Origin of the sequence: Planktotalea sp., assembly GCF_049680325.1 — a bacterium.
In the GTDB taxonomy this organism is placed as follows: Bacteria; Pseudomonadota; Alphaproteobacteria; order Rhodobacterales; family Rhodobacteraceae; genus Planktotalea.
The window spans coordinates 1-19313 of sequence record NZ_JBAUHO010000250.1 but is presented as its reverse complement, the minus strand read 5'-3'; the positions used below and the strand labels follow the sequence as shown (position 1 = coordinate 19313).

At 55.6% G+C, this 19313-nt stretch carries 20 protein-coding genes; 12 read left to right on the top strand and 8 right to left on the bottom strand.

Going from position 1 to position 19313, the window contains the following annotated elements:
- The 6 genes from WBC85_RS11370 to WBC85_RS11345 all read right to left on the bottom strand — a co-directional run.
- A partial coding sequence (locus WBC85_RS11370) for a branched-chain amino acid ABC transporter permease (protein WP_424436924.1) occupies positions 1-1115 on the bottom strand: 1115 nt, incomplete at its 3' end.
- Positions 1112-2122, bottom strand: coding sequence for a branched-chain amino acid ABC transporter permease (locus tag WBC85_RS11365; RefSeq protein ID WP_424436927.1), 1011 nt, complete (start codon positions 2120-2122; stop codon positions 1112-1114). The genes WBC85_RS11370 and WBC85_RS11365, both read right to left, overlap by 4 nt.
- Complete coding sequence (locus WBC85_RS11360; RefSeq protein ID WP_424436921.1) at positions 2122-2478, bottom strand: hypothetical protein; 357 nt, start codon at positions 2476-2478, stop codon at positions 2122-2124. Before WBC85_RS11360 ends, WBC85_RS11365 begins: the two co-directional genes overlap by 1 nt.
- Positions 2479-2480: 2 nt before the next feature.
- Positions 2481-3194, bottom strand: a complete 714-nt coding sequence (locus tag WBC85_RS11355; protein ID WP_424436918.1) for an ABC transporter ATP-binding protein — start codon at positions 3192-3194, stop codon at positions 2481-2483.
- Complete coding sequence (locus WBC85_RS11350) at positions 3187-3756, bottom strand: hypothetical protein (protein WP_424436915.1); 570 nt, start codon at positions 3754-3756, stop codon at positions 3187-3189. Before WBC85_RS11350 ends, WBC85_RS11355 begins: the two co-directional genes overlap by 8 nt.
- Positions 3753-4535 carry an ABC transporter ATP-binding protein gene (locus tag WBC85_RS11345; protein ID WP_424436912.1) on the bottom strand — a complete coding sequence of 261 codons (783 nt, stop codon included), beginning with the start codon at positions 4533-4535 and terminating at the stop codon, positions 3753-3755. The genes WBC85_RS11350 and WBC85_RS11345 overlap by 4 nt, the downstream gene beginning before the upstream one ends.
- A 236-nt stretch (positions 4536-4771) precedes the next feature.
- Here WBC85_RS11345 and WBC85_RS11340 point away from each other — a divergent pair, with 236 nt between their 5' ends.
- Complete coding sequence (locus WBC85_RS11340) at positions 4772-5863, top strand: PQQ-dependent sugar dehydrogenase (RefSeq protein WP_424436909.1); 1092 nt, start codon at positions 4772-4774, stop codon at positions 5861-5863.
- Positions 5864-5957: 94 nt separating this feature from the next.
- On the opposite strand, the gene WBC85_RS11335 is transcribed toward WBC85_RS11340, so the two are convergent.
- Positions 5958-6962, bottom strand: coding sequence for a GlxA family transcriptional regulator (locus WBC85_RS11335; protein WP_424436906.1), 1005 nt, complete (start codon positions 6960-6962; stop codon positions 5958-5960).
- 198 nt (positions 6963-7160) lie between these two features.
- Between WBC85_RS11335 and WBC85_RS11330 the strand changes: the two genes are divergently transcribed.
- Complete coding sequence (locus WBC85_RS11330; RefSeq protein WP_424436903.1) at positions 7161-8528, top strand: class II 3-deoxy-7-phosphoheptulonate synthase; 1368 nt, start codon at positions 7161-7163, stop codon at positions 8526-8528.
- A 56-nt stretch (positions 8529-8584) separates the two neighbouring features.
- On the opposite strand, the gene WBC85_RS11325 is transcribed toward WBC85_RS11330, so the two are convergent.
- The gene (locus tag WBC85_RS11325) at positions 8585-9325 is read right to left on the bottom strand and encodes a PAS domain-containing protein (protein ID WP_424436900.1); all 741 of its coding nucleotides are present in this window, start codon (positions 9323-9325) and stop codon (positions 8585-8587) included.
- Between the two features lie 242 nt (positions 9326-9567).
- Between WBC85_RS11325 and WBC85_RS11320 the strand changes: the two genes are divergently transcribed.
- From WBC85_RS11320 to phoU, 10 genes are all read left to right on the top strand, one after another.
- Complete coding sequence (locus WBC85_RS11320; protein WP_424436897.1) at positions 9568-10458, top strand: YicC/YloC family endoribonuclease; 891 nt, start codon at positions 9568-9570, stop codon at positions 10456-10458.
- 6 nt (positions 10459-10464) lie between these two features.
- Positions 10465-11109, top strand: coding sequence for a guanylate kinase (gene gmk, locus WBC85_RS11315; RefSeq protein WP_424436894.1), 645 nt, complete (start codon positions 10465-10467; stop codon positions 11107-11109).
- Positions 11106-11627: a gamma carbonic anhydrase family protein gene (locus WBC85_RS11310; RefSeq protein WP_424436891.1), complete on the top strand. Its 522-nt coding sequence runs from the start codon at positions 11106-11108 to the stop codon at positions 11625-11627. The genes gmk and WBC85_RS11310 overlap by 4 nt, the downstream gene beginning before the upstream one ends.
- A gap of 1 nt (position 11628) precedes the next feature.
- Positions 11629-12813 (top strand): trans-sulfuration enzyme family protein, encoded by a 1185-nt coding sequence (locus tag WBC85_RS11305; protein WP_424436888.1) that lies wholly within the window; start codon positions 11629-11631, stop codon positions 12811-12813.
- A 3-nt stretch (positions 12814-12816) separates the two neighbouring features.
- Positions 12817-13860 carry an ATP-binding protein gene (locus WBC85_RS11300; protein ID WP_424436885.1) on the top strand — a complete coding sequence of 348 codons (1044 nt, stop codon included), beginning with the start codon at positions 12817-12819 and terminating at the stop codon, positions 13858-13860.
- A gap of 117 nt (positions 13861-13977) precedes the next feature.
- Positions 13978-15015, top strand: a complete 1038-nt coding sequence (locus tag WBC85_RS11295) for a substrate-binding domain-containing protein (RefSeq protein WP_424436882.1) — start codon at positions 13978-13980, stop codon at positions 15013-15015.
- 75 nt (positions 15016-15090) lie between these two features.
- Positions 15091-16554 (top strand): phosphate ABC transporter permease subunit PstC, encoded by a 1464-nt coding sequence (pstC, locus tag WBC85_RS11290; RefSeq protein ID WP_424436879.1) that lies wholly within the window; start codon positions 15091-15093, stop codon positions 16552-16554.
- Positions 16551-17873 (top strand): phosphate ABC transporter permease PstA, encoded by a 1323-nt coding sequence (gene pstA, locus WBC85_RS11285; protein ID WP_424436876.1) that lies wholly within the window; start codon positions 16551-16553, stop codon positions 17871-17873. The genes pstC and pstA overlap by 4 nt, the downstream gene beginning before the upstream one ends.
- Positions 17874-17882: 9 nt before the next feature.
- Entirely contained in the window at positions 17883-18659 is a 777-nt protein-coding gene (gene pstB, locus WBC85_RS11280; protein ID WP_424436873.1) for a phosphate ABC transporter ATP-binding protein PstB, read from the top strand.
- A gap of 4 nt (positions 18660-18663) precedes the next feature.
- A partial coding sequence (gene phoU, locus WBC85_RS11275) for a phosphate signaling complex protein PhoU (RefSeq protein ID WP_424436870.1) occupies positions 18664-19313 on the top strand: 650 nt, incomplete at its 3' end.

Genomic DNA, 19313 nt, shown 5'->3' with positions numbered 1-19313 from the left:
CAGATTAGAAAACCGCCGAGGACCGAGCCTATATTGTTGCCCGAGCCACCGACGATCACCATCACCCACACAAGGAAAGTGAAGCGAAGCGGCTGATAGGTTCCGGGGATCAACTGGCCATCCAGCGTGGTCATCATTGCACCTGCAAAGCCGCAAATAGCGCTGCCAAGGATGAAGACCTGTAAATGGCGCGCGGTGACGTCTTTGCCCATGGCTTCGGCGGCGACCTCGTTGTCGCGAATGGCGCGTAGCATACGGCCCCACGGGCTTTTGAGTGCCATTTGCGCCATGATAAGCAGCACGATCAGGACAATCGCGAAAATGATGGAATAATTGGCTTTTACCCAAAGCGTCGAGGCTTCGACAGCATCAATGCCAAGGCGAGAAGCGCGTTCGATAAAGACCGGATCGTTTTGCAGATCGACCTCATAGGGCACGGGCCGTTCCAGACCCGAAACGTTCTTAACGCCGCGCGTCAGCCAATCCTCGTTTTTCAGGATCGCAATGGTGATTTCGGCGATGCCCAGCGTCGCAATTGCAAGGTAATCCGAGCGCAGCCCCAGAGCCGTCTTGCCAATCACCCAAGCCGCACCCGCCGCAAGCAAACCGCCCACAGGCCAGGACAGCATGATCGGCAGACCAAGGCCGCCAAGGAAGCCGGTGGCCGCCGGATCGACCTTTTCGATGGCCAGAACCGAGGGATCAAAGAGCGCACGAAACAACATGAAGCCGCCAACAATGACCGCCAGCAGTGCAAAGGTGCGCGTGCGGCTATGCGGTTTGCGTTTGACGATAAGGCTGGCCATCACGATCACAGCCGCGCCCGTCAAAAGCGCGGCGATGATACCGATGCCGCCTTCTTTCCAGGCCTCTGTCACGGGCGCATGCGAGACCAGCACCGCAGCAAGGCCGCCCAAGGCGACAAAGCCCATGACGCCTACGTTAAACAGGCCAGCGTAGCCCCATTGCAAGTTGACCCCAAGTGCCATGATCGCTGAAATCAGGCACATGTTGAAAAGCCCCAATGCGGTGTTCCAGCTCTCGCTCATGCCTGTGTAAACCAGCAGGCCTGCCATGATGCCAAACAGCGCGAAATTTTTGATCGGTAGGGTCATACAGCTTTCCCCGCAAACAGCCCTGTAGGCTTAAAGAGAAGAACAATCAGCAAGATCACAAAGGATACCGCGAATTTGTAGTCCGTGCTCAGGAGTTGCACGAGACTGGACGGCTCCAGGCTTTCTGGCAACAGATAGATCAGCACTTTCTTCCAGGCATAAGTGATGGTGATCTCGGAGAAAGCGATGACAAAACCACCGGCAATTGCGCCAATCGGGCTGCCAAGGCCACCAACGATGGCCGAGGCGAAGATCGGCAGCAAAAGCTGGAAATAGGTGAATGGCTTAAAGCTTTTGTCGAGGCCGTAAAGAACCCCTGCAATTGTCGCAAGCGTGGCCACGATCAACCAGGTGTACATCACGACGCGTTCCGGATTGATGCCGGAAAGCAGCGCCAGATCCTCGTTATCCGAATAGGCGCGCATGGATTTGCCAGTGCGCGTGCGGTTCAGGAACCAAAAGAGCAGCGCCACAACAATCAGCGCTGTGAGAACCGTGATGCCTTGGGATGTGCGGATCACCAAGCCTTCATCAAGGCCTGTCATGGCCTTGAAGGTACGTGCATTGATGATGAAGCGTTCCCCGTCGGCAAAGCGCTGCTCGCCCGGGCCAATGGCAAAGCGCACCAAGCCGTTCATGATAAACATGACGCCCATGGACACGATGACCAGAATAACAGGTTTTGCCTTTTGTTCGCGGTAAAAGCGATAGACTAAGCGATCTGTGAAAAGAACCAGCGCCATACAGCCCAGGATACCGAAGGGCAGGGCAAGCAAGGCCGTGGGCAATGGGCCAAGATTGATGCCAGCGGATTGCATCAACCAGGTGACGAAAATAGTAAACATCGCCCCTGCCGCCATCGTGTCACCATGGGCAAAGTTGGAGAACCGCAAGATACCGTAGATCAAAGTGACCCCAAGCGCCCCAAGCGCCAGTTGGCTGCCATAGGCGATAGCAGGTATAATGACAAAGTTGGACAGGGCGACGAGCGCGTTAAGAAAATCGATCATGAGGACCCCTCGCAAGTGCCTGAATATCGTACAGAATAATCTGGGCTGTGCTGCGTGTATTGTGCGCGCCCATCCGGATAGAGGCTAAACAACCCGACACTGGTATCTTGGATTTTTGAAACGAACGAGCGCTGATCGGCGCCCTCCAAAGGTGCAACTTCGCTCATCGCTCGCTCTCCTGCGATATCAGACAACAGATATTGCCCTTCAAGCGCATCGATATCGATTTCGTAAGCGGTTTCGACGCATGCCTCTGTGTCCAAACACTCGCTTGTCATCAAGCATGTCCAACCCTGCGCAGCCAGCGCGCTCGAACAGAATGCCAAAACAATGGATGCCGAGATGATCTTCATGTTCATCCCCCCAAGAAGCTCTTGCGCACTTCAGGGTTCGCCAGCAAAGCCTTGCCCGTGTCCGTGAATGCATTGGCCCCTTGAACAAGCACGTAGCCTTTGTCGGCAATCTCAAGCGCCTGACGCGCGTTTTGCTCGACCATAAGGATCGAAATACCTGTGCGCGCAACTTCGATGATGCGGTCAAAGAGTTCATCCATGACGATGGGCGAAACGCCCGCAGTCGGCTCATCCAACATCAAAACCTGCGGCTGGGTCATCAGGGCGCGCCCGACAGCAACTTGCTGGCGCTGCCCCCCTGACAATTCGCCCGCAGCTTGGAGGCGCTTCTCTTTCAGAATGGGAAATAGATCATAGACCTGCGCCATGGTGTCCGCGAAATCATCGCGGCGGATAAAAGCACCCATCTCAAGGTTCTCTTCCACCGTAAGCGAGGTAAAGATGTTCGATGTTTGCGGCACAAAGCCCATCCCCTTACCAACGCGCGCTTGCGGCGTTAGCTTGGTGATGTCCTTGCCATTTAACCGAACCGCGCCTTTGCGCAGGTTCAGCATGCCAAAGACGGCTTTCATCGCGGTGGATTTGCCTGCACCGTTCGGCCCGACGATCACAGCAATCTCGCCTTGTTCGACGCTTAATGTACAGTCATGCAGGATATCCGCACCGCTGCCATAGCCGCCTGTCATATTCTCTGCGATCAGGAAAGGTTCAGCCATTGCTCTGACACTCCGTCTTGTCTTGAAGCGCTGTGGGCTGCGCATGTTCAAGTATGAAATCTTCAATTTGACGGGCTTGTTCCAAACCGCGTGTTTCACTCAGAAATTGCTCGGTTACAAAGGCGGTGCCACAGCCAATACCGGTCAAATAGCGCGCTTTCACACCGTCGCGTTCGCGGCCGAATATCGTCTTCTTAGGATCGACAAAGGTTCTGGCAATCAGCCAGTCGCTGACAAGCTCCGGCTCTGTGCTGGAAATCTCGGAAGATTTATAAGCGACTTTAAGGATGTTCGTTTGACCCTGCAGGGTCTTTTTGAGACGCGCCATGCGCTCGCTTTCGCTTTTGGTGTTTTCGAAGCGCTCTATCGTCAAAAGCACGCGCAGTGTTTGCCCTTCGATAGGCAAGGCGAACGAGTGTACTTTACTGCCCTTCATCAAAGGCTTTGCGCTTAGGCCAGACACGCCGCAAAATTTCAGCCCGTTGAAATCTGCTGAACAATTGCCGGCTTGCACAACAGAAGCCGTCAACATGGTCAGGATAAGTGCAAACGCGCATCTCATCCCGCGACTGCTTCTTTATTCTTAAGGCCCGTGCCTAGGTAGGCTTCGATCACTTGCTCGTTTGCCTTGATCTCTTCAATCTTGCCCGTTGCCAGCTCCTTGCCTTCGGCCATGACAATCACCGGATCGCACAGGCGGCCGATAAACTCCATGTCATGTTCGATCATGCAGAAGGTATAGCCGCGCTCTTGGTTTAACCGCAAAATCGCATCGCCAATTGTATTCAACAGCGTGCGGTTCACACCCGCGCCAACCTCGTCCAGAAACACGATCCGTGCATCGACCATCATGGTGCGGCCCAACTCCAGCAGCTTTTTCTGCCCGCCCGACAGATTCCCGGCCTTTTCGTCGGCCAGATGGCCAACAGTCAGGAAATCGAGCACTTCATCGGCTTTTGCGGCCAGTGCGCGTTCTTCATTGGCAATACGTTTACGACCGAACCAGGTATTCCAGAGCGTTTCACCTGACTGCGCCCCCGGCACCATCATCAGGTTTTCACGGCAGGTCATCGAAGAAAACTCATGCGCGATCTGGAAGGTGCGCAGCAGGCCTTTGTGAAACAGCTCATGCGGGGGCAATCCGGTGATATCCTCACCTGCCATAAATACCCGTCCAGAGGTCGGAGGCAGAACACCGGCAATAACGTTGAACAACGTGGTCTTGCCCGCGCCGTTCGGCCCAACCAATCCGGTAATAGAGCCCTCGGCAATCTCAAGCGATGCACCATCAACAGCATGAAAGCCGCCAAAGTGCTTGTGCAGGTTTTCAACCCTGATCAAGACAATTCCCCCGTTCCCAAAGCGTCTTTGCGCGCTTTATCAAATCCGTCTCGAATGCCCGTATACAATACTGGCACGCAAGCGGTTAACGACGCACATTATGCGGCGGGTTTGCATTTGAAAACCCCTGACGCGGCTTCCTTGATAACAATAACGACGCTGGGCAATCTGGACAAAGACGTTTTCGCACATATCTATTCTCCAGCCTGCGCCTTGGTCATTGTTGGAGAACTGTCATGCCTTTATCGCGCCGCGCCTTTGGCCTTACTGCCGCTGCCTTCCCGCTGTTCGCGCCTGCGCTCGTGCGCGCGCAGAACGCGCCGCGTATCGAACAAATCGCGGATGGGTTCGAAGAACCCTGGGCCGTCGGCTTTGTGCCAAGCGGCATTCTGGTGACCCAAAGAGAGGGTCAGTTGATCTATCTCGCGAACGGCAAACGCCAAACGGTCAAAGGCCTGCCGGAAATCGCAGTAAACGGGCAGGGCGGTCTGCTCGATGTGCTGGTGCCGCGCGATTACTCCCAAAGCAAAACGATCTTCATGAGCTACGCCAAACCGCAAGGACGAAATGAAGGCACGGCAGTGATGCGCGCCGAGTTTGACGAAGCGACGGCAACGCTCAAGAACGTCACGCCGATCTTCGAGATGCGCAAAGGCTCCGGCGGCGGCTTTCACTTTGGCTCGCGCATCGTTGAGGCACGAGATGGCACGCTTTTTGTCTCGATCGGCGAGCGCGGCAATGATGCCGAAGCGCAGAACCTGCGCACTCACAATGGCACGATTGTGCGCATCACCAAAGATGGCGCAGCACCCAAAGACAATCCCTTTGTCGACACATGGCGTGCAAGGGATGATATCTGGTCCTATGGCCACCGCAATCCACAAGGGATGGCGCTAGATCAAAACGGCACCCTTTGGGCGCACGAACATGGCGCGCGCGGCGGCGATGAAATCAACCGGATTGAAAAAGGCGCCAACTACGGCTGGCCCGTGATCGCCTATGGCACCGAATATTCGGGCGAAAAGATCGGCGAGGGTACAGCCAAAGAAGGCATGCAACAACCAGAACACTATTGGGACCCATCCATCGCGCCATCGGGCTATATGATCTATTCAGGAAAACTCTGGCCCCAATGGCGGGGGCATCATTTTGTCGGCAGCCTGAAATTCGACTACATCGCACGTCTTGCGGGTGAACCGCTCAATGAAATCGAACAGATCAAAGGCCCGCAAACAACGCGCATCCGCGATATCCGCGAAGGCCCGGACGGCGCGATCTGGTTTTTAAGCGTGGGCAACGGCGCGCTCCACAAAATGACACCGGACTGACGTCAAACTTCATTTTGCCAGTTAAACTCCCGCCAAAGGCGGACCAAATTCCTTTCAAAGGAATTTGCCAAAACTTTTTTGAAAAGTTTTGCGCCTAGATCGACAGTCTTGCTGCTTGTGATCCACGCTCGCGGTAGGGTGTCGTGTCATAATGCGCGCGGTAGCATTTCGAGAAATGCGAGGGCGAGGCAAAGCCGCATGCCAACGCTACATTGATAACACTCATATCGGTTTGCAACAGCAAGTTACGCGCCTTTTGCAGACGCAATTCCATATAATAGCGCTTTGGCGAGCGGTTGAGATAACGACGGAACAAACGCTCTAGCTGGCGCGTGGACATGCCGACATCCTTGGCCAAAACCGACGGGCTGATCGGTTCTTCGATGTTGCTTTCCATCATCTGGATAACAGCGCTCAGTTTAGGGTGACGCACGCCAATTCGCGTCGGAACAGAAAGACGTTGCGTGTCCTGATCCGTGCGGATCGAGGAATAGATCAACTGGTCCGCGACCGCATTTGCCAGCTCTTCACCGTGATCGTCAGCAATCAGTTTGAGCATCAGATCAATCGAAGAGGTGCCGCCCGCTGTCGTCAAACGGTTCCCGTCTACGACAAAGACCGATTTGGTCAATTCGACCTCGTCAAACTCTTCTAGAAAGCTATCCTGGTTTTCCCAGTGGATGGTCGCGCGTTTACCATCAAGCATGCCTGCGCGCGCCATCGTATAAGAGGCCGTGCAAAGCCCGCCAAAGGTCAGCCCACGGCGCGCTTCACGGCGCAGCCAGTTGAGCAGCTTCTTCGTCGTAGCAAATTGGATGTTCACCCCGCCACAAAGCATGACCGTGTCATCACGCTGCAATTCGATCAGATCGCTGTCCAGCTTGAAAGCCGTGCCCGCAGAACAAGCCACCGCATCGCCGCCCTCACCAATGACGCTCCAGCTATACAGATCTTTGCCTGCCAGCCGGTTCGCAATCCGCAGGCTTTCCAGTGCCGCGGAAAAGCACAGCAGCGTAAAGTCATGCAAAAGCACAAAGACGAAACGGCGCGCCTTGTCGCTCTCTGTTTCGACATTTATCTTTATGTCCTCTGGCAACATCGGCGCAGGATCCTTTCTTACACTTTCTCAAGTGTCTTTGGGTAAGCGCTAATAAGGGAATTTAGTACCGCTTCGATCAATCACCTTGATCCCATGACAATGGCAAGGTCAAGGCATCGCAATTCGTTTAGTCTCTGGTAATAGCGCTAACAGGGCCTTATACGTCAGATTTGATATGAATTCCTTAGGAGAAGACAGATGAGCGAATGGCAGAAATCGGACTGGCGCAACAAGCCACGGGTCCAAATGCCGGACTATACCGACGCAGCGGCCTTGGCCGAGGTTGAGGGCCAGCTTTCTGCCTATCCACCTCTGGTTTTTGCTGGCGAGGCGCGCAAACTTAAAACACAGCTTGGCGCAGCCGCGCGCGGCGAAGCGTTTCTGCTTCAGGGCGGTGATTGCGCCGAAAGCTTTGAGCAATTCAGCGCAGACGGCATTCGCGACACCTTTAAGGTGATGCTGCAAATGGCCATGGTTCTGACCTTCGGTGCCAAAGTGCCTGTGGTCAAAGTAGGGCGTATGGCCGGTCAGTTTGCCAAGCCACGTTCGGCCAATACCGAAACAGTAAATGGCATCGAGCTGCCCAGCTATCGCGGTGATATCATCAACGAGCTGGCCTTCACGCCCGAAGCGCGCATCCCCGATCCGAAGAAAATGTTGCAAGCCTACACACAGGCAGCAGCAACGCTGAACCTGTTGCGTGCGTTTTCCACAGGTGGTTATGCCGATGTGCATCAGGTTCACGCCTGGACGCTTGGCTTTACCGAAGGTGAGCAGGCAGCAGAATACCGTGAACTCGCAAACCGCATCAGTGATACGCTTGATTTTATGAAGGCTGCTGGCCTTGATAGTGATCGCGAACCATCCTTGCAGACAGTGGATTTCTATACGTCCCATGAATCGCTGCTGCTTGAATATGAAGAGGCGTTGACACGTCTGGACAGCACATCCGGCAAATGGCTTGCGGGGTCTGGTCACATGATCTGGATCGGCGATCGCACCCGTCAGCCTGACGGTGCGCATGTGGAATTTGCACGCGGCGTGTTGAACCCGATCGGTCTGAAATGTGGTCCGACAACCACAGCCGAAGACCTCAAGGTTCTGATGAACAAGCTGAACCCGACCAACGAGGCTGGTCGTCTGACACTGATCGCGCGTTTCGGCGCGGGCTCGGTCGGCGAACATCTGCCGCGTTTGATCCAGGCCGTTCGTGAAGAAGGGGCCAACGTGCTTTGGACCTGTGATCCGATGCATGGCAACACGATCAAGTCGTCTTCAGGCTATAAGACGCGCCCGTTTGAAAGCGTGCTTCGTGAAGTGCGTGAATTCTTTGGCGTTCATTCTGCAGAAGGCACAATTCCGGGTGGCGTGCATTTTGAAATGACCGGCCAGGATGTGACAGAATGCACAGGCGGCGTGCGCGCTGTTAGTGATGAGGATCTCTCTGATCGCTACCACACAGCATGTGATCCACGCCTGAACGCCAGCCAGTCATTGGAGCTTGCCTTCCTGGTGGCAGAAGAACTTTCTGCGCGTCGCGGTTCCGCGCAGGCACAAGCGGTCTAAGTCAACTCAGACAAAACGATAAAACGCCCCGATCCGTTCGGGGCGTTTTTCTTTTCCTAGGCTTTTTCATTATTAACAACGAGCCGTAAGCTGTTGTTTTTAATCGATGAAGTGCTTTTCGCCGCGCGCTTGCTGCGGAAGCTATGTGGTGCCTCTGCAAAGGCATAGCTTGGCTCTGTTTTGGGCGCCAATGGCACAAACGGGGCGCTCGGAGTTGGTGCGTCGCCACTGATTTCTTTGCGGCTTAGCGATGTGATCTGAAAACGGCGCGGTGTCTTATCAAGGCCACCTTCAATATCCAGACATCCGACCAAACGTGTGACTTGCCCGCTTGCATCGCTCATTGGCAACAGCAGCATGCGCGCACGGATCGGGGAAAGCGAAAAGCGCCGCCGCGCGCTCAAATCTATTGTAACCATAGCCGGACTGCCCAGCAGATCGCGCGTGGCTTCGGCAAGGACGTCCCGCGATGCGGGATCAAAAAAAGCGGTGATCGGCATGCCGCGCACATCCATGCCAAGTGCCTCGCTCATCACGCTGCCCGCGACCCTGATACGCACGACCGATGGCGCAACTTTTTCACCGACAAAGGAACAGGCAAGCGTTTGCTCGATCCCGCGCGGATCAAACTCGGCGCGCGCGGGCATCTGACGCGAACCTCGCAAGGCCTCCCAATAGGCCAGTAAATCGCGGCACGCAGGAAAACGATCGGGAGCATCGCTAAATGCACTATGATCCAACGTCACAATGTTTGTATGCGCTGATCGGATCGGAAGAATGGGGCTGTCGTGGCTCACGCGTTGGCTACCTTTTACTGCTGCGAAAACGACGCTCGACGCTTGAGGGTCAGTCGCATGGTTAAACATATCTGAACGAAGGTTACTGAACCTTTAATAGCGCAACTTCCCCGAAAAATTGAGACAATTATGCCCGATTGGTTAATAGCGCTCATTTCAAGGCCCGTGTTTTGCGTCGCAAAACTTGCACCCCGACGCGCATTTGGCTTAGGTGCGCGCAGCAATGATTGAAAGGCACCGCCATGCTCACATCCATGACAGGGTTCGCCGCGCGCACAGGGCGCGCAGATGGGTTTACATGGGGATGGGAGCTGCGCTCGGTCAATGGCAAGGGCTTTGATCTGCGCTTTCGCATGCCTGACTGGCTTGGCGGGCTGGAGGCTGATTTGCGCAAGCAGGTTGGGGCAAGCGTTTCGCGCGGCTCTGTGTCGTTAAACCTGCGTATCGCCCGCGAAGCAGGCGAAAATGCTGTTGAAATCAATGAAGACGCACTTACCCGTGTGCTGGATGCGATCGCACAGATCGAGGATCGCGCTGGTGCGACAGGGGTGAACCTGACCCCGGCCAGTGCCAGCGATGTAATGAACTTTCGCGGCGTAATGGACGCGCCGCAAAACCGCGAAGCGAGCGAAGAGTTATTAACCGAGCTGCGCGCAGATATCGCGCCGCTGTTGGCCAGCTTTAACGACATGCGCGCTGCCGAAGGCGCGTCTTTGCATGCCGTACTTACCCGGCAACTGGACGAAATCGAAACGCTTACGCGCTCGGCGCATGACATGTTGGGCCAACGCTCTGCCGATATGCGCGCCAATTTCCAAGCGGCGATTGCGCGGGTGATGGAAAGCCGCGCAGAGATGGACGAAGCCCGCATTGCCCAGGAAATCGCGGTTCTGGCGGTCAAATCGGACGTCACGGAAGAAATCGACCGTCTTCATTCGCACATCAGTGCCGCGCGTGATTTGATGGCAAGCGGTGATCCCGTCGGGCGCAAGCTTGATTTCCTGTGTCAGGAATTCAACCGTGAGGCCAATACGCTTTGCTCCAAGGCGCAGAATGCGGGGCTGACGGAAATCGGATTGGCGTTGAAGGTCTTGATAGATCAGATGCGCGAGCAAGTGCAGAATGTGGAGTAAACCGATATGAGCAAAGATCGTCGCGGCCTGTTAATCATTCTGTCCTCGCCCTCTGGTGCGGGCAAATCGACCCTCGCAGGGCGGCTGCGGGCTTGGGATGACAGCGTGCGCTTTTCCGTGTCCTCCACAACGCGCGCGCCGCGCGACGGTGAGGTGGATGGCGTGGACTATAATTTCACGACCGAAACCGCGTTCAAACACAGCGTTTCGGAAGGCGGCATGCTTGAGCACGCCCATGTATTCGGTAATTTCTATGGCTCTCCCAAAGCCCCTGTAGAAGCGGCCATCGAAGTGGGGCAAGACGTGCTGTTCGATATCGACTGGCAGGGCGCGCAGCAAATTCGCAACTCTGCACTTGGCCAGCACACGCTGTCGATCTTTCTACTGCCACCTTCAATCACAGAGCTGCACCGCCGTCTTGTGAGCCGCGCGAAAGACAGCGAAGAGATCATCGAGCGGCGCATGTCCAAAAGCTGGGACGAGATTTCCCACTGGGACGGCTATGATTTCGTTCTGATTAATGATGATCTGGATTCTACCGAAGAACAGCTGAAAACCATAATAACCGCTACGCGTTTGCGCCGCTCGCAACAGCCTGATCTGAACGATCATGTGCGTGCATTGCAAAGCCAGTTTGAGGAATTGTCATGACGATCTATGCCCTTAAAGACAAATGCCCCGAAATTCATGAGGACACATGGATTGCGCCCGATGCCAATGTGATTGGCCAGGTTGTGATGGAGGCTGGCAGCTCTGTCTGGTTCGGCGCAACAATCCGCGCCGATCACGAGGTTATTCATATTGGCGCAGGCACCAATGTGCAGGAAAATACGATCATGCATATTGATCGGGGCTATCCGCTGACCATCGGGGCTGGCTGCACGATTGGTCACAAGGTCATGCTTCATGGCTGCACGATTGGCGAAAATTCCCTGATCGGTATGGGGGCGACAGTGCTGAACGGCGCCAGGATCGGCAAGAATTGCCTGATCGGGGCAGGGGCGTTGATTACCGAGGGCAAAGAGATACCCGACGGATCGCTTGTCATGGGGGCACCCGGAAAAGTCGTGCGCCAGCTGGACGATCAAACAATTGCCATGCTCAAAGCGTCGGCACTGCATTACCAAGACAACATGCGCCACTTTCGTGCGGATTTGAAAGCTGTTTGAGATGAAGAATTCCAAAGAAACCCTGATCCGTCCGGTCGGCACGCCGCAAAGTCTGAGCAAACCGATTGTGACACCGCTAAGCACGGCTGTTGCCTTTGCCTCGAACACGCCTGACGAGCTGGACGCGCAATATGAGGGCCGCGAGCATGGCTATACCTATGCGCGCGAGGGGCATCCGAACGCCTCTGTTCTGGCGCAGCGCATTGACGCACTGGAAGGCGTGACAGGGGGGATCGTGACCTCCTCCGGCATGTCGGCGGTTTTTGCTGCGCTTGCAGGCACGCTTCAGGCTGGCGATCACGTCATTGGCGGCGATCAGCTTTACGGGCGCTCGTTGCGCTTGATGAAAGAAGACTTGCCACGTTTCGGGATCGAAACCTCGCTGGCGGATCCGACGGACGCAAAGGCATTCGCCAAAGCGATCAGGCCCAACACCAAGGCGGTGCTGGTTGAAGTCGTCTCCAACCCGACGCTGCGCGTGGCAGACATGGACGGCATCGCACAGCTTTGCGCCGAAAAGGGCATCACGCTGATGGTGGATAACACATTCACCACGCCGCGCGCCTATCTTCCGTTCCAAAATGGCGCTGACATTGTCATTCATTCGGTAACCAAGCTGCTTGCAGGTCATTCCGATGTCACCTTGGGCTATGTCGCTGCCAAAGATCCCGCGCTGCAAAAGAAAATCTACGATTTCGCTGTAACAACGGGCATGACGGCCAGCCCCTTTGATTGCTGGCTGGCAGAGCGCGGGCTTGCCACGTTCGAGCTGCGTTTCGAGCGGGCGCAAGCCAACGCGGTGGCGCTGGCGGATCATTTGGCGGGTCTGCCGGGTGTGAAACGCGTGCTATACCCGCTGCGCAGCGATCATCCCGATCATGCGCGCGCGCATGCATTGCTGGGCGCACAGGGGTGCAACATGGTCAGCTTCGAAATCGAAGGGGGCCGTGCGTGCGCGAACGCCCTTGCCTGCGCGGCAGAGGGCATAGCCTTTGCGCCTACCTTGGGGGATGTGGGCACAACGCTGAGCCATGCTGCAAGTTCTTCGCACCGCGCCTTAACGCCTGAGAACCGCGCCGCATTGGGCATGAGCGAAGGCTTCTTCCGCGTGTCGGTCGGGCTAGAGGACAGCGCCGCCCTAAACGAGGTTTTCACCCGCGCAGTCCAAGCCGCCAACGAGGTCTAGATCATGGGCCTTGGCCAGATCAAAAGCCTGCTCGACGCTTTGCCGTCGCCAGCGCTGTTTATTGATCTGGACGAACATATCGTTGCCGCAAACATGCCAAGCATTGCGATCCTTGGCGAGGGGCTGCTGGGGCGCAACTACATCACGGCACTGCGCCAACCGGATGTGTTGGAGGCGGTTGAGAGCTGCATAAATGAGCGCGCCCCGAAAAAGGCGCGCTACTTGGGTAGCGACAACGGTAGCGATACAAGCTATGATCTGGATTTTTCTTTTGTTGCCAGTGATCTACAAGGTGTTATTGTCGTATTCACCGACATCACCGACCGCGAGAAGATCGATCAGGTTCGTAGCGATTTTGTTGCCAATGTCAGCCATGAGCTGCGCACGCCGCTGACCGCTGTGATCGGCTTTATCGAAACGCTTCAAACCAGCGCAAAGGATGATCCTGTCGCGCAGGAGCGGTTTCTTGGTATTATGGCGGACGAAACTGCGCGGATGAACCGATTGGTGGATGACCTGCTGTCCCTTAGCCGGGTTGAGGCACAGGCACGTCGACGACCGACGCAGCGGATCGACCTGAATGCGCTGCTGGGGTCCGTTGTTCTTGCTCTGGGTCCGCTCGCCAAGGCCAATGCCTCTTTGCTTGCGCTTGCACAGGATGCGCAAGAGGTTTCAATCCCCGGGGATAGCGATCAGTTGCGACAGGTTTTAGTAAATCTGATTGAGAACGCATTGAAATACGGCGGGCAGGGTGTTGAGGTGCATGTACGCCTACAGGCCCCCGCGTTCGAGCCGCGCCTGCGCTGCGAGGCAGTGCGTATCTCGATCAGGGACACAGGTGCGGGCTTTGATCCGATCCATATCCCGCGTCTGACCGAAAGGTTTTATCGAATCGATAGTCACAGAAGCCGTGAAATGGGCGGCACCGGGCTTGGGTTGGCGATTGCGAAACATGTTATCAACCGCCACAGAGGGCGGCTTGAGGTGCAAAGCACTCTCGGCCAAGGTTCTGAATTTACTGTAATTTTGCCGATTGAACGCATTTAGCGCTATCGCCAGATCAGCGCGCGCACCGCTTGTCATATAACTTTTACATTACTGTCACAAAAGCGTGGCCAAAGGCCGTTAGCCAGAACCTACATTTTTTTGAAACAGGAGACTTCAATGTCCTTCGCAAAACTAACAGTATCTGCCTTAGCCATCACCGCGGCTGCATCCGCCGCAAGCGCGCGCGATCAGGTTCAGGTTGCCGGTTCTTCTACAGTTCTGCCCTATGCTTCGATCGTAGCTGAAGCCTTTGGCGAAAACTTCGACTTCCCGACACCGGTTGTTGAATCGGGCGGCTCTTCGGCTGGTCTCAAGCGCTTTTGCGAAGGCGTAGGCGAAAACACAATCGACATCGCCAACTCGTCGCGCAAGATCAAGGATTCAGAAGTCAAAGCCTGCGCCGAAGCAGGGGTAAGCGATATCATCGAGGTTCGCATTGGATATGACGGCATCGTTTTTGCATCCGACAAAGCTGGCGCATCATTCGCCTACACACCGTCTGACTGGTTCCTTGCCCTTAGCGATCAAATCCTTGTCGACGGCGCGCTGGTGGCAAACCCCAACAAGACATGGGCAGACGTCAACGCAGAACTGCCCGCGCAGTCCTTGCAGGCCTTTATTCCGGGTACAAAGCACGGCACACGCGAAGTGTTTGAGGACAAAGTGATCCTTGCAGGTTGCGAAGACACCGGCGCATTCGACGCGATCATGAATGCAAATGGCGGCGACAAGAAAGCAGCAGAAAAGGCGTGTATTTCTTTGCGCACCGATGGCGTCTCTGTCGATATCGACGGCGATTACACCGAAACACTGGCCCGCATTGAAAGCAACAAGGACGGCATCGGCGTCGTTGGTCTGGCGTTTTATGAAAACAACACGGACAAGCTGCAAGTTGCAACCATGTCCGGCATTGTTCCTTCTACGGAAAGCATCTCGACGGGCGAATACCCTGTGTCACGCCCTCTCTACTTCTACATAAAGAAGGCACATATCGGCGTAATCCCCGGTCTGAAAGACTTTGCCGAGTTCTTCGTTGCGGATGAAATCGCAGGCCCGGACGGCCCGCTGGCTGAATACGGCCTTGTCGCTGATCCAGAGCTTGCCGACACGCAAGAGACGGTTGCAAGCGAAGCCGTTCTTGACGCAAACATGTAAAACCGATTTGGCGCAGGCTCCTTTTGGGGTCTGCGCCAAACACCCAACGACGCTAACGACGTGATCGGAGCTTTTATGTCCGCCTTCTGGCTCACACTTATTGTGCTAATACTGGCGGCTTTCGGGGCTGTGATCGGGCGCGCCCGCGCGCTGAATAGCGGCGCTGGGAATGTGCGTAACTTGCACTCATTACCGAAATACTACGGCGGCTTTGTCGCCCTTTTGACGTTGATTCCGGCCTTGCTGGTTCTGGTGATCTGGCTTCTTGCACAGCCCAGCATGATTGCGCGCGGCGCGGTTAGCCTGATCCCCGCAGAACTGGCCGCTGACGAGGGTGCCGTTTCGCTTGTAATGAGCGACGTACGCCGCATTTCTGACGGATTATCGCTGGCGGTCGAGCAGGGCGTTCTTACGCAGGCAGAGGCCACATCGGATATCTCGGATGTGCGCGGCACGCTTGGCGCGCTTGGCGTTGCCCTTGGCGGCGAAGTCGCGCCAGAGGTGCTACAGGCCGCGCAAAGCTATCGCGCTGCGGATGCAACTGCCGATTTCTGGCGGATGATCGTGGTGCTAGGCCTTGCGATTGTCGGCTTTGCCATTGGTTTGATGAAAATCACCCCGGACTTCCGCGCGCGAAACATGGTGGAGCAGGCAGTGCTTGCCTTGCTTATGCTTGCTGCTTCGCTCGCTATTTTGACCACGTTGGGCATTGTTTTGTCGATGCTGTTCGAGACGCGCAATTTCTTTGGACTACATTCCTGGAAAGACTTCTTCTTTGGCGTCAAATGGGCCCCCAACTTTCGCGGGGATAGCGAGCTATCTATCCTGCCATTGCTTTGGGGCACGCTTTATATCTCGCTTATCGCCTTGCTGGTATCGGTGCCGATCGGTTTGTTCGCAGCGATTTACCTGTCCGAATATGCAGGGCCGCGCACGCGCGGCATCGCCAAGCCATTGCTCGAAATTCTCGCAGGGATTCCAACGATTGTGTATGGTCTGTTTGCCTTGCTGACGATTGGTCCGCTGTTGCTGCGTACGTTCGGCAGTGATGGCTATCTCGGGGTTGAATGGATGAGCGGCGCAACGGCCGTGCTGACCGCAGGCGTGGTCATGGGGATCATGCTGATCCCGTTCGTGTCCTCGCTTTCGGATGATATCATCAATGCAGTGCCTCAAAGCATGCGCGATGGCTCGCTCGGGCTTGGGGCGACAAAATCCGAAACCATCCGTCAGGTGGTTATTCCTGCCGCGCTTCCGGGCATTGTCGGCGCGATCCTGCTGGCTGCCAGCCGCGCCATCGGCGAAACGATGATCGTTGTGCTGGGGGCAGGGGCGATTGCCAAATTCTCGCTCAATCCGCTTGAGGCAATGACCACGATCACCACACGCATTGTAAGCCAGCTGACAGGGGACGGCGACTTTGCCAGCCCTGAAACGCTGGTGGCTTTTGCCCTTGGTCTAAGCCTCTTCGTGCTGACCCTGGGCCTGAACATCTTCGCACTCTACATCGTGCGCAAATACCGCGAGCAATACGAATGAGCGATACAAAAACATCCCTATTGAGCGTCGATGCGCGCACACGCAAACGCAACGCGGCAGAGACACGTTTCCGTCTGTATGGGCTGGGTGCCATCGGCATCGGCCTTGCCATGCTGGTGCTTTTGCTGGTGACAATTTTCGGCAACGGGCTGGGCGCGTTCCAGCAAACCTTTGTCACTTTGAAGGTGCCATTGCTGGAAGCCAAACTGGACAAGTCCGGCACCCGTGATCTGGAGAAGATCAAGAAGGTATCAACCTTCGGTTATGCGCCGTTGATAGCGCAGGCAATGCAGGACGCCCTTGCCGAAAACGGGATCGAAACCAGCCTGAAACCCAAGAAACAAGCAGAGCTGATGTCCAAAAGCGCCGCGGCAGAGCTGCGTGATTTCGTCATCAACGATCCGACGCAGATCGGTAAAACCGTCGAATTCACTTTCCTCGCCAATTCGCGCGTTGATGGCTACCTTAAAGGGCGCGTTAACCGCGTCAGCATCGCAGACGATAAAAACATCAATGCCGAGCAGCTTGATCTGGTGGACGCGATGGTTGACGCGGGGCTTATCAAGAAGCGCTTCAATCTGGCTTTCATCACAGGCGCTGATGCCTCTGATGCGCGCCCCGAAGCGGCGGGTATGGGCGTGGCGATGATGGGCAGCTTCTTTATGATGATGGTGGTTCTGGCCCTTGCGCTGCCGATTGGTGTTGCTGCCTCGATCTATCTTGAAGAATTTGCGCCGAAAAACTGGATTACCGATGTCATCGAGGTGAATATTTCCAACCTTGCTGCGGTGCCCTCTATTGTCTTCGGTATCCTTGGACTGGCGGTGTTCATCAACTACATGCACCTGCCACAATCCGCGCCCTTGGTGGGTGGTCTGGTGCTGACGTTGATGACTTTGCCCACGATCATCATCTCGACGCGCGCCTCGTTGAAATCGGTGCCGCCCAGCATTCGCGATGCCGCGCTTGGGGTCGGAGCATCGAAAATGCAAAGCGTGTTCCACCATGTTCTGCCGTTGGCAGCGCCCGGCATTCTGACGGGCACAATCATCGGCCTTGCGCAGGCCTTGGGTGAAACTGCGCCGCTGCTGTTGATCGGGATGATCGGTTTCATTGCATCCAACGCACCTGATAGCGTGGCCAGCGGTTTGCTTGATCCCAACTCAGCTATGCCTGCGCAAATCTATGAATGGGCGAAACGCGCCGACCCGGCGTTTTATGAACGTGCATGGGGCGGGATCATTATCTTGCTGGCCTTTCTTGTGAGCATGAACACAATCGCGGTCATCCTGCGCCGCCGCTTTGAACGCCGCTGGTAGGGCGCAGATATGAAAGACGTAAATATGGATAACATCAAGATTTCAGCCAAAGGCGTACAGGTCTATTACGGCGACAACCACGCGATCAAAGATGTGGATGTAGAGATCAAGGACAAGACGGTCACAGCCTTCATCGGCCCGTCAGGCTGCGGTAAATCCACGTTTCTGCGCTGTTTGAACCGGATGAACGACACGATTGATATCTGCCGCGTAGAAGGTGACATCCTGATCGACGGCGAGGATATTTATGACCGCCGCGTTGATCCTGTTCAACTGCGCGCCAAGGTCGGGATGGTCTTTCAAAAGCCCAACCCGTTCCCTAAATCGATCTATGATAACGTGGCTTATGGTCCTCGCATTCACGGACTATCGCGTTCGAAAGGCGATCTGGACGAGATCGTTGAAAAATCCCTGCGCCGCGCTGCTATCTGGGACGAAGTCAAAGATCGCCTTGACGCGCCCGGCACCGGCCTATCGGGCGGACAGCAGCAGCGTCTTTGCATTGCCCGCGCCGTCGCGACCGAGCCTGAGGTCCTGCTGATGGACGAGCCATGTTCGGCGCTTGATCCCATCGCCACCGCGCAAGTGGAAGAGCTGATTGACGAGCTACGTCAAAGCTATGCTGTGGTGATTGTGACCCACTCGATGCAACAGGCCGCGCGCGTCAGCCAACGCACTGCGTTCTTCCACCTGGGCAATCTGGTGGAATACGGCGAAACCAACGACATTTTCACCAAACCGAGCGATCCACGCACGGAAAGCTACATCACTGGACGGATTGGATAACACAATGCAGAACCAACATATTTCCTCTGCCTTTGATCGTGATCTGGAGGCCATTCAGGCACAAATCATGAAAATGGGCGGCATGGTGGAAGCGGCAATTCTGGACGCTGCAAAATCCCTTGAAACCCGCGATCTGGAGCTGGCCGAAAAGGTCCGTTCGGGTGACAAAGCCATTGATGCGCTGGAAGAGAAGATCAACGAGGCGGCCGCGCGCGTTATTGCCATTCGTGCCCCCACTGCGATTGATCTGCGCTTGATCCTGTCGGTCATCAAGATCAGCGCCGCGCTGGAACGTATTGGCGATTATGCCAAGAACATGGCCAAGCGCACCGCGATCCTTGCTGAATTGCCAGAGGTGTCGGGTTCAAATGCGTCGCTGCGCCGAATGGCGCGCGAAGTGCAAGGGATGCTCAAGAATGTGCTGGATTCCTATGTGCAACGCGATGCTGCACTGGCGATGAACGTAATTGAACAGGACGCGGACGTCGATCAGATGTACAACGCTCTGTTCCGTGAATTCCTGACATTCATGATGGAAGATCCCAGCAACATCACCCCGTGTATGCATTTGCATTTCATCGCCAAGAATACCGAACGCATGGGTGATCTGGTGACCAATATTGCAGAGCAGGTTGTCTATCTTGTGACTGGTAC